Annotated in this window: 11 protein-coding genes; 6 read left to right on the forward strand and 5 right to left on the reverse strand. The window is 72.0% G+C overall.

The features are described from left to right. Positions 1-92 precede the first annotated feature (92 nt). The 6 genes from ACFWA9_RS17885 to ACFWA9_RS17910 all read left to right on the forward strand — a co-directional run bounded on the left by ACFWA9_RS17885 (position 93) and on the right by ACFWA9_RS17910 (position 6190). Entirely contained in the window at positions 93-896 is an 804-nt protein-coding gene (locus ACFWA9_RS17885) for an MBL fold metallo-hydrolase (protein ID WP_380388142.1), read from the forward strand. A gap of 6 nt (positions 897-902) precedes the next feature. Beyond that, complete coding sequence (locus ACFWA9_RS17890) at positions 903-1340, forward strand: nuclear transport factor 2 family protein (RefSeq protein WP_329491137.1); 438 nt, start codon at positions 903-905, stop codon at positions 1338-1340. Positions 1341-1517: 177 nt separating this feature from the next. Then, positions 1518-2771, forward strand: coding sequence for an NAD(P)/FAD-dependent oxidoreductase (locus tag ACFWA9_RS17895; RefSeq protein ID WP_380388144.1), 1254 nt, complete (start codon positions 1518-1520; stop codon positions 2769-2771). Positions 2772-3396: 625 nt separating this feature from the next. Next, a complete protein-coding gene (locus ACFWA9_RS17900; protein ID WP_359807765.1) occupies positions 3397-3822 on the forward strand; it encodes an Hsp20/alpha crystallin family protein in 426 nt (141 codons plus the stop codon). A 922-nt stretch (positions 3823-4744) separates the two neighbouring features. Beyond that, positions 4745-5023 carry a MerR family transcriptional regulator gene (locus ACFWA9_RS17905; protein ID WP_380388192.1) on the forward strand — a complete coding sequence of 93 codons (279 nt, stop codon included), beginning with the start codon at positions 4745-4747 and terminating at the stop codon, positions 5021-5023. Between the two features lie 363 nt (positions 5024-5386). Then, positions 5387-6190, forward strand: coding sequence for a hemolysin III family protein (locus tag ACFWA9_RS17910; protein ID WP_380388146.1), 804 nt, complete (start codon positions 5387-5389; stop codon positions 6188-6190). 1201 nt (positions 6191-7391) lie between these two features. Here the strand turns inward: ACFWA9_RS17910 and htpG are convergent. The 5 genes from htpG to ACFWA9_RS17935 form a co-directional block, all read right to left on the reverse strand. After that, complete coding sequence (gene htpG, locus ACFWA9_RS17915) at positions 7392-9332, reverse strand: molecular chaperone HtpG (protein WP_380388148.1); 1941 nt, start codon at positions 9330-9332, stop codon at positions 7392-7394. 91 nt (positions 9333-9423) lie between these two features. Next, a complete protein-coding gene (locus ACFWA9_RS17920) occupies positions 9424-9672 on the reverse strand; it encodes a hypothetical protein (protein ID WP_380388150.1) in 249 nt (82 codons plus the stop codon). After that, positions 9669-10355: a type III effector protein gene (locus tag ACFWA9_RS17925; protein WP_380388152.1), complete on the reverse strand. Its 687-nt coding sequence runs from the start codon at positions 10353-10355 to the stop codon at positions 9669-9671. Before ACFWA9_RS17925 ends, ACFWA9_RS17920 begins: the two co-directional genes overlap by 4 nt. A gap of 306 nt (positions 10356-10661) precedes the next feature. After that, the gene (locus ACFWA9_RS17930; protein ID WP_380388153.1) at positions 10662-11837 is read right to left on the reverse strand and encodes an alpha-hydroxy-acid oxidizing protein; all 1176 of its coding nucleotides are present in this window, start codon (positions 11835-11837) and stop codon (positions 10662-10664) included. 129 nt (positions 11838-11966) lie between these two features. Then, complete coding sequence (locus tag ACFWA9_RS17935) at positions 11967-12659, reverse strand: O-methyltransferase (RefSeq protein WP_380388154.1); 693 nt, start codon at positions 12657-12659, stop codon at positions 11967-11969. Positions 12660-12720: the final 61 nt, after the last annotated feature.

Consider the following 12720-nt stretch of genomic DNA (forward strand, 5'->3'; position numbering starts at 1 on the left):
CGCCCGAGGTGCGGGCCGCGCTCCGGTCGCCGATGCTGGGCGGCGACGCGCGCGCTGCACGGCGGCCGGCCGGCCCGAGGAAGGACACCCGCATGAGCTCACTCGACTTCGAGGTCATCGACAGCCCCGACAGCTCGCTCAACAAGACCTCCGTGCTGGTGACCGGGCCCGACGACGCCCTGCTGGTGGACGCCGGGTTCACCCGCTCCGACGGGCGCCGGCTGGTCGACCGGATCCGGGCCTCGGGCAAGCGGCTGACCACGGTGTTCGTCAGCCACGGCGACCCGGACTTCTACTTCGGCGCGCAGGAGGTGCAGGACGCCTTCCCGCAGGCGCGGTTCCTGGCCACGGCGTCCACCGTCGAGCACATCCAGGAGTCCTACGAGGGCAAGCTCAAGGCCTGGGCGCACCTCGGACCGGAGCTGCCGACCCGCCTGGTGCGGCCGGAGCCGCTGCACGGTGACGAAATCGTCTTCGAGGGGCACCGGTTCGAACTGCGCGGCGCCGACTTCCACCTGCCGGACCGGCACTACCTCTGGCAGCACCACCACCGGGCGCTCCTCGGCGGGGTCCTGCTCTTCGAGGGCCTGCACGTCTGGACCGCCGACACCCCGACCCCGGCGCAGCGGGGTGCCTGGATCGACCTGCTGGACGGCATGGAGGCGCTGGAGCCGGAGTTCGTGGTGGCGGGCCACCGGACCGCCGACGCGCCCACCGACACCACGGCGATCGCGCACACCCGCGACTACCTGCGCTCCTTCGAGACCGAGATCGGCCGGGCCACCGACGCGGCCGCCGCCAAGGAGGCGCTGGAGCACCGCTACCCGGGGCTGGGCATGGCACTGGCGGTCGACCTCGGTACGAAGGTCGCCAAGGGCGAGATGGTCTGGGGCTGAGCCGCGATGATCGAGATCCCGAGGTCCGAGATGTCGTTCGCCGAGTCCGACGCGCCCGCGGACGTGGTGCGCCGCCAGTACCTGGCCTCGGCACGCGGCGATCTGGCCGCGCTGCGGGCCACCCTGGCCGAGGACGTCGAGTGGACGGAGATGGCCGGCTTCCCGCTGGGCGGCACCTACCGGACGCCGAAGGGCGTCACCGGCGGCGTGATGGAGCGGCTGGCCGCCGACTGGGAGGACTGGACGGCCCACGACGACAGCTACGTGGTGGCCGGCGAGAACGTCGTGGTGCTGGCCCGCTACACCGCGGTCAACCGGGCCACCCGCCGACCGCTCGACGTCCGGGTGGCCCACCACTTCACGGTGCGCGGCGGCCGGATCGTCCGCTTCGAGCAGTTCGTCGACACCGCTCTGGTCCGCGAGGCGATGACGCACACGCCGTGACGCGGGCGGCCCGACTCGGGGCGCCCTCACGTCCGCCTGCTGGCCGCCGCAAACCCCGAACGCCCTCGCTTCACCCGTTCGGGGGAGCCTGTCGCGGCGCGCCTGGCGTGGCCTCGACAGGCCCTCCGACCGGCGGCAGGCTGTCCGTGATTCCGGCCGGAGAGCGAGGAGTTCAGCATGAGCACGGACACAGCGGGTACGGCCGACGGGCGCGGGCGCCCGTACGTCATCGTCGGCGCCTCCCTCGGCGGCGCGAAGGCGGCCGAGGCCCTGCGCGAGGCCGGCCACCAGGGCGACATCGTCCTGATCGGCGCCGAGCACGAGCGCCCGTACGAGCGGCCGCCGCTCTCCAAGGGCTATCTGCTCGGCAAGACGCCGCGCGAGAAGATCTACGTCCACCCGCCGCAGTGGTACTCCGACCACGACGTCACGCTGCGGCTCGGCACCGCCGTCACCTCGGTCGACCCGGTCGCGCACACCGTCACGCTCGCCGACGACGGCCGGATCGAGTACGCGAAGCTGCTGCTCACCACCGGTTCGGTGCCGCGTCGGCTGCCGGTACCCGGCGCGGAGCAGGACGGCGTGCACTACCTGCGCCGGGTGGAGGACAGCGACCGGATCAGGGCGGCGCTGGTACCGGGTGCCCGGGTCGTGGTGATCGGGGCCGGCTGGATCGGCCTGGAGACGGCGGCGGCGGCCCGGACGGCGGGTGCCGAGGTCACCGTGCTGGAGGCCGCCGAGCTCCCGCTGCTGCGGGTGCTCGGCCGCGAGGTCGCCCAGGTCTTCGCCGACCTGCACCGCGACCACGGCGTGGACCTGCGGTTCGGCGCCCAGGTCGAGGAGTTGACGGGCGAGGGCGGCACGGTCACCGGCGTCCGGCTCGGCGACGGCACGACGGTGGCGGCGGACGCGGTGATCGTCGGCATCGGCATCGCCCCCGACACCGCGCTGGCCGAATCGGCCGGGCTGGCGCTCGACAACGGCGTGAAGACCGACGAGTACCTGCGCACCTCCGACCCGGACATCCACGCGGCGGGCGACGTCGCCAACGCCTTCCACCCCCTGTACGGCCGCCACATCCGGGTGGAGCACTGGGCCAACGCCCTCAACCAACCGCAGACCGCCGCGCGCGCGATGCTCGGCCAGGACACGCCCTACGACCGGGTGCCGTACTTCTTCACCGACCAGTACGACCTCGGCATGGAGTACACCGGCTACGTCGAGCCCGGCGGCTACGACCGGGTGGTCCTCCGCGGCGATGTGAAGGCCAACGAGTTCATCGCCTTCTGGCTCGCCGACGGCCGGGTGCTCGCGGGGATGAACGTCAACGTCTGGGACGTCACCGACCCGATCCGCGAACTGATCGCCGCCAAGCGCGTGGTGGACGCCGACCGCCTGACGGATCCCAAGGTTCCCCTCGGCGAGCTCTGAGGCACGGCTGGAGCCCTGGCCGACAAGAAGCCACCCGATCAATCGCCGCGGGCGACGAACGGGACCGGCTCGGTGGCCAGGGCTCCCTCCGGCGGGCGTGAACGCCCTCGATGAGGGGGGCGAGGCCAGCCGGCACCGGGACGAGTCCGTCCCGCACGGGCGGGGAGCGGCCATCCTCGTCCGCCACCCGCTCGACCTGGTGGGCGGCGGTATCGGCGCTTGGGCAGGTGGTGGCCCCGCATCATGAAGTGCGGCGCGTTGAGCAGTTCCTGGCTGTAGGCGAAGTCCTCACCGGCCTCGGTGAGGCGCTGGATGTAGGTCATCGCCTGCCGGTAGCCCCCCGATCTCGGCCGCGACGGTGTCGCTCGCCTCGATCGGGGTCTCACCCCCGCGATGTCCTCGACGTCCGACACGCTCGCCGCGCAGATCAGACCTCGACACGCCGAAGGTCGCGCGCACCAAGCTCGCCAAAGTTGAGCGTCAGCTTGTCAAGAAAGCTCTGACGTCGCTATAACTTTCTCGTCGAGGTGCCCAGGCAGGAGGACAGAGCCGGGCAGGTCCGGCGCCATGGCGCCTCTGGGCACCCGTGACCGTTCACGACCGTGAGGAGCTGATCCCTTTGTTGATGCGTACCGACTCCCTGCGCGGAATGCGCGACCTGGACCGGCTGACCCAGCAGTTGGTCGGTACCGCGTCCCAGCCGGCGGGGATGCCGCTGGTCGCCTACCGCGACGGAGAGGTGTTCGTGCTGCGCCTGGACCTGCCGGGCATCGACCCGAAGACCATCGACCTGGACGTGGAGCGCAACGTCCTGACCGTGCGCGCGGAGCGCGCGTCCGGGCTGCCGCAGGGCGCGGAGGTGCTGGCGGACGAGCGGGTGCTGGGCCGTTTCTCCCGGCAGGTGTTCCTGGGCGACGCATTGGACACCGACCGGATCGAGGCCGACTACGACCAGGGCGTGCTGAGCGTGCGCGTGCCGATCAGCGAGAAGGCCCGCCCCCGCAAGATCGCCATCACGGCAAAAGGCGAACGCGAGGCCATCTCCGCCTGACCGCGACGATGCGGGCCACCCCTCCCCGGGCGCGGGCGCGCACGGTTGACCCCTGGGCATCGTGGGTTCTACTCGACCGGTGCGGAAAATCTGTGCCCGCTGGAGTAGACATTGCCGCGCACTGTGGTTAGTGTTTCTCTCGTAGCCGAGATCAAGCGGTACCCGCCAGACACGAACTGGCGGGCAGCAGTTCAGAAGTGCGCAGGTCGGCACGGTTGCAGGGTTCCGAAGCCAGGGATGGTGCAGTAAGGCGACGGGGCCGGTGGCCGGGCCGGGCGGCCCGCAGGTATCAGGGGCCGCCACCGAGCGGTACCGCAGTTCAGCAAGTGCACTACTCGTAGGTGAAGTTGAGTTCGGCAGTACCGGCAGTCGCAGTACGCGGTATCCCGGTGAAGGCGCCCAGGCTGCGGGCGCGCGCACTGGGAGTCCGGCAGTGGGGTTCCAAGCCGAGCAGGTTGAGCAGGACGGGCGACGGGGCTGGCTGCCGGAGTCGGCGGGACCGCCAGGGACCGCCGCAGCAGGACCGGGTAGTTGGCACTACCACGCAGTGGGAAGTACCGCAGTTCGCAGTAACCCGCCCGTACAGAGGATGAATGGAGGGACAACGCGCCATCAGGATCGCCCGGCCCGTGAGGAACCAGCCCGGGCGGACTCCGTAGACCCCCACGCAAGGACGGTGGTTTCCGGTCACGCATACGCGATCCCCGCGCACCCCCTCCCCCGGGGCAGTGCGGACATAAGGAACCCGGCCCCAGAGCCGGTAGATGGTGTAAAACCCTTCGGGGCCCCGGGAGCCGCAACGGCCCCGGGGCCCCTCAGCGCGTCCCCGGGCACAACAACTAGAAGAGGTGCAGTGACTACGACAGCCATTCGACCGCATACCCCCGATTCCCTCGACGACGACGACTACCCCGCCTACACCATGGGCCGCGCCGCCGAGATGACCGGCACCACCCCCGGCTTCCTACGCTCCCTCGGCGACCAGGGCCTCATCACCCCCCTGCGCTCCGACGGCGGCCATCGCCGCTTCTCCCGCTATCAACTACGGATCGCCATGCGCGCCCGCGACCTCGTCGACCAGGGCACTCCCATCGACGCCGCCTGCCGCATCATCATCCTCGAAGACCAGCTCGAAGAAGCCCTGCGCATCAACGAACAGCTCCGCCGCGACGCCGGACAGGAACCCGCAGCCGACACCTGATCCACCCACCAGGCCGACGAGACCGGCCCGCGGTGAGCGGCAGGTGCTCACCGCAGGGCCGCCCCGGACACCAGCCCCCCGACCGCCGGCCGGCCACTCCCACCCGCACGGCCCGCCTCACCGGCGCAGGCTGGTTCGACGCCGCCCGGTAGGACAGCTCTCCTCCCCGCCGGAAGTCACTTCCGGGTCGTTCATCCCTATCCGTTCGGCCCGGGTCATGACGCGTGCCCCGCGGCGTGGGCCCGGTGGCCTCCTTCTCGCTGGCTGTACCGGGCCCGCGCTCCCACTGCGCCCGACGGGCCGGCACCCGGGCCTTCCGGCGGGCGTCGGCCGCACGTCATCCGCCCTTCCTAGAATGAGCGCATGATCGCCGAAGACACCCAGCCGCCGGGAGACGGAGGAAAGTCCCGGCCCGGCCCCCGCACCACGTCCGGCTCCCTCCACACCGCCGCGCTTGATGCGGCCGCCGGCACGACCGGCCGGCCGACTGCCCGACCGACAGCCACCGACCCGGCCGGCGGCGCGCCGTGCGCGGAGGCGGCGCCGAAACCGGCGATGCGCGGCTGGCTGCACGCCGGCATCTTCCCCCTCTCACTGGCCGGCGGCGTCGTCCTGATCGCCCTGGCGCGCCCGGCCGCCGCGGTGGCGGCCTGCTCGGTGTTCGTGCTGTCGGCCTGCCTGCTGTTCGGTACCAGCGCCGTCTACCACCGGGGAACATGGGGCCGGCGCGGGGAGGCGGTCCTGCGGCGGCTCGACCACGCGAACATCTTCCTGATCATCGCCGGCACCTACACCCCGCTGGCGGTGCTGCTGCTGTCCGGACGGCGCCGGACGGTGCTGCTGACCGTGGTGTGGGCGGGCGCCCTGGCCGGCATCGCCTTCCGTACGCTGTGGATGGGGGCTCCCCGGTGGCTGTACACACCGTGCTACATCGCCCTGGGCTGGGCAGCCGTCCTCTACCTGCCCGACTTCGCACGCACCGGCGGCATCGCGATCGTCGTCCTCGTCATCGCCGGCGGTCTGCTCTACACCGCGGGAGGTGTCGTCTACGGACTCAAACGTCCAGACCCGTCCCCGTACTGGTTCGGCTTCCACGAGGTCTTCCACGCCCTCACCGTCGCCGCCTTCAGCGCGCACTACACGGCCGTTCTTCTTGCAGCCACATGACTGGTCGTCGCGGGCACGCGGACACGGGTGCAACGGGCGGTCACTGCAGCTCTTCCTGGGTTCTCGGGGACGCGGCGAGGGGCCCCGGTGCCTTTGCGGCTCCGGGGCCCCGAAGGGGTACAACACCATCTACCGGCCTGGGCCGGTCCTTGGGTTCCGCGCTACCCCGGAGGCCGGGGTGTGCGGGGATCGCGTATGCGTGACCGGAAACCACCGTCCTTGCCTTGGGGTCTGCGGTGTCCGCCCGGGCGAGTCTTCACGGGCCGGGCGATCCCGATGGCGCTTGCGCCCTCCATTCATCCTCTGGACTGCACTGTCACTTCCGTACTGCCAGTACTGCACTCACTGAACTACGCACAACCGGTACCGCTGGTGGCGGCCCCTGATACCTGCGGGCCGCCCGGTCCGGCAGCCAGCCCCGTCGCCGTCCTGCACCTGCCTGGCTTCGGAACTCCACTGCCGGACCGAACTGCGAACTTCTGTCCAACAACCCCGGCCAGTTCGTGTCTGGCCGGTATCGCCGACTGCTGTCTACAAGAGAAACGCTAGACCCGCCCGCGAGCAATGTCTACTCCAGCGCGCATAGATTTTGCGTTCGCCGTGAGTGAGGTACTCTTCCGGTGCGTGGCGGCGGCACCCCCCGAGCCGCCGCCACGCCCTGCCGACGAACAAGCAGTAGCGCGCAGGGGCGGGAGTGGAGGGCCTGGCGCCCGGAGCACCGCAGACCGCCCGGGACGGGCAGGCCGCCCTCGTCGAGGCGATCACCAGGGCTGTCCGCGGCGGCGGCCGAACCATCCGCCGACTGCCGGCCCGCTTCGCCGAACCGGCCTCCATCGCCGACCTGTACGCCCTGCGCGGTTCCCTCCACACCGGCCGCCCGTCCGGCCCCCACAGGCAGGGTCACTCCTGCCAGGCTGGTGACCAGGTGGGCGGTGCCGTCGGCGAGCCGGTAGGAGAGTCCGACGACGGTGACCCGGCCGGCCTGGACCGCCGCGGCAGGCGCGCGGGAGCGGTCCAGCAGCAGATCGACGGGGTGCCGTCCGCGCGAAGCGATGCGGTCCGCGTCCTCGGTGTGCCCGGCCGCTGCAGCGCCCCAAGGTCCTTCCTTTTCGGCGCGCGCCGGGCGGGGACGGCCGAGCGCGGTGCGGGGCGCGGCCTGCCGGGCTGGTCGGTTGACCGGCGGGCCGCGCCCCGGCGGGGACTACAGGGCGTGGGTGAGGCGGTCGGCCAGGAGGCGTGTGAAGCGGGCCGGGTCGGGCAGGTCTCCGCCTTCGGCGAGCAGGGCGCTGCCGTGGACGAGTTCGGCGGTTTCGGCGAGCGCCGGGTTGTCCGCTCCGGCCTGGTGGGCCTGGTGCAGGGCGGTGATGAGGGGGTGGCTGGGGTTGAGTTCGAGGATGCGCTTGACCTGGGGAAGTTCCTGGCCCATGGCCCGGTACATCTTCTCCAGGGTGGGGGTCAGATCGTGGGCGTCGCCGACCAGGCAGGCGGCGGAGGTGGTCAGGCGGGTGGAGAGTCGGACCTGCTTGACGTGCTCGGCCAACGTGGTCTGGAGCCAGGCGAGGAGGGCGGCGAAGTCCTCTTCGCGCTGCGCCTTCTCCGCCTTCGCCTCGTCACTGCCTTCCCCGTCGGCGTTGTCGTCGAGGTCGACCTGGCCCTTGGCGACGGACTGGAAGCGGTGGCCGTCGAAGGCGGGGATCTGGTCGGTCCAGACCTCGTCGACGGGGTCGGTGAGGATCAGGACCTCGTAGCCCTTGGCGGTGAAGGCCTCCATGTGCGGGGAGTTCTCCACCATCGCCCGGTTCTCACCGGTCAGGTAGTAGATGGTGTCCTGGCCGTCCTTCATCCGCGCGACGTAGTCGCGCAGCGTGGTCGGCTTCTCCGCATCATAGGTCGAGGCGGCGCTGACCAGTTCCAACAGGGCGTCGGTGTTGTCGCGGTCCTCGATCAGGCCCTCCTTGAGGACCCGGCCGAACTGCTCCCACACCTTCGCGTAGGTCTCGCCGTTCTTGGTCCGCATGTCCTTGAGAGCGCCGAGGACCTTCTTGACGAGGCGCCGGCGCACGGCGGTGATCTGGCGGTCGTGCTGCAGGATCTCGCGGGAGACGTTCAGCGACAGGTCGTGGGCGTCCACCACGCCCTTGACGAACCGCAGGTAGTTCGGCATCAGCGCGTCGCAGTCGTCCATGATGAACACCCGCTTGACGTACAGCTGCACGCCCCGCTTCGTGTCCCGGGAGAACAGGTCGAACGGGGCTTGGGCGGGGATGAACAGCAGCGCCTCGTACTCGAAGGTACCCTCGGCGCGCATGTGAACGGTCTCGGCCGGGGCCTGCCAGTCGTGGCTGATCTGCTGGTAGAACTCGCTGTACTCGGCCTCGGTCACCTCGCTGCGAGGACGGGCCCACAGCGCCTTCATCGAGTTCAGCGTCTCCAACTCGCCCGCAGCCACACCGTCGGCGTCGGCGCTGTCGTCGGCAGGGGTACTGCCGGGCTCGGTGGCCATCCGGATCGGCCAGCGGATGAAGTCCGAGTACTGCTTGACGACCTGCCGGATCTTCCACCGGGCCAGGTAGTCGCCCAGCCCGTCCTCACTGTCCTCGGCCTTGAGGTGCAGGGTGACCGAGGTGCCCACCGGCAGACCTTCGACCTCCGCGATCGTGTAGGTGCCCTCGCCGTCGGACTCCCACACGGTGCCCTGCTCGGTGCCGGCACGACGCGTGTGGAGGGTGACCTTGTCGGCGACCATGAACGCCGAGTAGAAGCCGACGCCGAACTGACCGATCAGGTGCTGCGCGGCATCCGCGTCCTTCGCCTCCTTGATCTTCGCCAGCAGGCCGGCGGTGCCGGACTTGGCGATGGTGCCGATCAGGTCGACGACGTCGTCGCGGGTCATGCCGATGCCGTTGTCCCGCACCGTCAGGGTGCGGGCGTCCTTGTCGACCTCCAGGACGATGTGCGGGTCGGAGGCCTCAAGGGTGGAGTCGGTGAGGGATTCCAGGCGGAGCTTGTCGAGGGCGTCGGAGGCGTTGGAGATCAGCTCGCGCAGGAAGATGTCCTTGTTGGAGTAGATCGAGTGGATCACCAGCTGCAGCAGCTGGCGGGTCTCCGCCTGGAACTCCAGCGTCTGGGTCGGACTGGCCACGGGAGGCTTCTCCTTCGAGTGGTGGAAAGGGTTCGTATTCGGTCAGGCCATTGGGGCCGGCGGGTGTACCGCGTGGCCGGCCCCGGGTTGTTCAGATGTGGCTGAGGGTCTGGTAGGGCTGCTCGGGGCGGGGGTGGCCGGGCCGGGCGGTGCCGTCGCAGGACAGGAACAGCTTCCAGCCGACTCGGCACTCCAGCGTCGCGCCGTAGCGGACCGCGGGCGGGTCCGGGCGCGTGCTGTACCGGTCGACGCGCACGATCCCGCCGGCCGCGTCGCCGGTGGGTGCGGGGCCACTGGCGTGCGGGTCGCGGACCGGCAGCGGCGTGCCCGGCGCGGTCACGGGCCGGCTGGCGGTGTGCGGCGCTGCCGGGCGCTGTCGTCCCGCAGCTGGTCGGCTCGGGCGGTGAGCTGATCGAGGCGGTCGGTGAGCTTCGGGTGGCCCGCCTCCAGGAGGGGGCGGGTCTCGGCGAGCGGGGCGAGCAGACGGGCAGGGTCGTGGTGGCCCAGGGCGTCCAGGAGGCGTTCGACGGCGGGGGCTGCCTGGGGGCCGAGGCCGTCCAGGGCGCCGATCTGTCCGGCGAGGCGGCGCAGGTCGGCGGCGTTGTCGCGGGCCCAGGTGGCCACCGCGCGGTCGGCGGCGCGCTGGCTGCGCGTGGCCTGGACGCGCTGCTCGCCGGTGCTGCCCGGCTCGGTGCCGGCCTCAGTGTTGGGGCGCAGACGCAGGTAGCGGCGTTCGGCGGCCTGGCGGCTCTGGACGCCCAGCGGTTCGGCGAGCTCGGCCCAGGTGGCGCCCGCGTCGCGGGCGGTCTCGATCAGGCCGGTCTCCCAGTCGGCGAGCTCCGCGCGCAGGTGGCGCAGCAGCAGGAGTGCGGAAAGGGCCTGCTGCGGATCGTTCTGTCCGGTGTCGTCCGGGGGTGCGTGGCGGGCGGTGCGGGCGGCGGCGTCCATCGTGCCCAGCGCGGCGGCGGCGGCCAGGAACGAGGCCGGCCCCGCCCCGGCCGCGCCGGTGTCCTGGCTGTCCATGTTGTCACCCTTTCGATGACTGGATGCTTGTCATCATAGGGATGACATAGTACACGATTCGCCTCGCGCCACACCGGTGCGAGCACCTGCGCCGGCTGCACTTCCCTTGCCGAGCGCCGGCGCCAGGCCCCCGCCTTGCATCGACCCCCTCACCGAACGCCGGTAGGTCGTGGACGTCCAGACCACCATGGCCTACGAGCACGTCCAGTCCCGCTGCATCGAACCCGCCGGCACCGATCGCCCCCGCGCCGCCGGGCACAGAACCCGTTGATCACCGCAGCCGCCCGCAGGAGCAGCGGCGGGCGGTCACGGCTCGACCCGGCGCAGGGCGTCCTCGGCGTGCAGGTCGGCGAGCGTCGGGTAGCCGTCCACCGCCATGATCAGGTCGGCCTCGGCGAGCAGCGAGCGCAGCACGTGCACCACGCCGTCCTCGCCGCCGAGGGCCAGGCCGTAGGCGTACGGGCGGCCGACGCCGACCGCCGTGGCGCCGAGGGCGAGTGCCTTGACCACGTCGGCGCCGCTGCGCACACCGGAGTCGAAGAGCACGGGCAGGCCGTCGGCGGCCTCGACCACGCCGGGCAGCGCGTCCAGCGCCGGCAGGCCGCCGTTGGCCTGCCGGCCGCCGTGGTTGGAGCAGTAGACGCCGTCCACGCCGCCGTCCCGGGCGCGGCGGACGTCCTCCGGGTGGCAGAGTCCCTTGAGGATCAGCGGCAGCTCGGTGAGCGAGCGCAGCCAGGGCAGGTCGGCCCAGGTGAGCGGGTTGCCGAAGACGCCCGCCCACTCCAGCACGGCGGCGCCCGGGTCCTCCTCCGGGGCCTTGGCGAGGCGGGCCCGGAAGACCGGGTCGGAGGTGTAGTTGGCCAGGCAGTGCCCGCGCAGCTGGGGGAAGTTGCCGGTGGCGAGGTCGCGCGGGCGCCAGCCGGTGACCCAGGTGTCCAGGGTGACCACGATGCCCCGGTAGCCGGCCTCCTCGGCCCGGCGCACCAGGCTCTCGGCGAGCGCCCGGTCGGTGGGGGTGTAGAGCTGGAACAGGCCTGGGGTGTCGCCGAGTTGGGCGGCGACCTGCTCCAGCGGGTCGACCGAGAGGGTGGAGGCCACCATCGGCACGCCGGTACGCGCGGCGGCCCGGGCGGTGGCGAGGTCGCCGTGGCCGTCCTCGGCGCAGAGGCCGATCACGCCGATCGGCGCCAGGAACAGCGGTGCGGGCCACCGCATTCCGAGGAGGTCCACCGACAGGTCGCGCCGCGCGGCGCCGACCATCATCCGGGGCACCAGGCCCCACCGGTCGAAGGCGGCCGCGTTGGCGCGCTGGGTCCGCTCGTCACCGGCGCCGCCGGCCACGTAGGACAGCAGCGTCGGCGGCAGCGCGGCCTCGGCACGCGCCGCCAGCTCGGCGAAGGCCATCGGGAGCTTCGGCTGCCTGCCGAACAGCGCGTCGAAGTAGATCTCGTTCTGGTAGTCCCCGAACTGCTGCCCCGTCATGACCGGTCGCCGTCCTCTCCTGGGGCCGGTCCGTCCGGGCCGGTCCCGGGCGGCGGCCGCGCCGACCCCACCCTGCCAAACCACGGGCCGCCGGGGGAGACCCCCGCGCGTCCGGACGGGCCCCGCCGGTCAGGCGGTGACCAGCGCGACGACGAAGCCGTCGTAGCCCTTCTCCCCCACGGTCTGGACGGCGGTGGCGGTCAGCCGGGGGTGCGCGGCGATCAACTCGGTGAAGCGGCGCACGCCCTGGACGCGGGGGTCCGTGCTGGTCTCATCGGTGACGGCGCCGTCGCGGACCACGTTGTCGCCGATGATCAGGCTGCCGGGCCGGGTGAGCCGCAGCGCCCACTCCAGGTAGTCGGGGTTGCTGGGCTTGTCGGCGTCGATGAAGACCAGGTCGAAGGGCTCGGCGCCCTCCTGCTCCAGTCGCGGCAGGGTGTCCAGCGCCGGGCCGGTGCGCAGGTCCACGACCGGTGCGAGCCCGGCCCGTTCGAGGTTGCGGGTGGCGACGGCGGCGCACCGCTCGTCGGCCTCCAGGGTGACCACCCGGCCGCCCTCGGGCAGCGCGCGGGCGAGCCAGATGCTGCTGTAGCCGCCGAGGGTGCCGATCTCCAGCACCCGGCGGGCGCCGTGCACGCGGGCCAGTAGGGCGAGCAGCTTGCCCTGGTTGGGTGCCACCTGGTGCGGGGGCAGCCCGGCCGCCTCGCTGTCGGCGACGGCGGCGAGCAGGGCGGCGTCCTCCTCGACCAGCAGGCCGTTGAAGTAGCCGTCGACGGCGGTCCAGGTCTGCTGCGGGGTCGGTCGGCCGGTCTCCGTGGTCATCGCGAGTTCCCTTTCAGTACTGACTCAGTTCCGAAGGGAAACCTACTCGATGCCCGGGCCG

Source organism: Kitasatospora sp. NPDC059973 (genome assembly GCF_042737525.1).
Taxonomy (GTDB): domain Bacteria; phylum Actinomycetota; class Actinomycetes; order Streptomycetales; family Streptomycetaceae; genus Kitasatospora.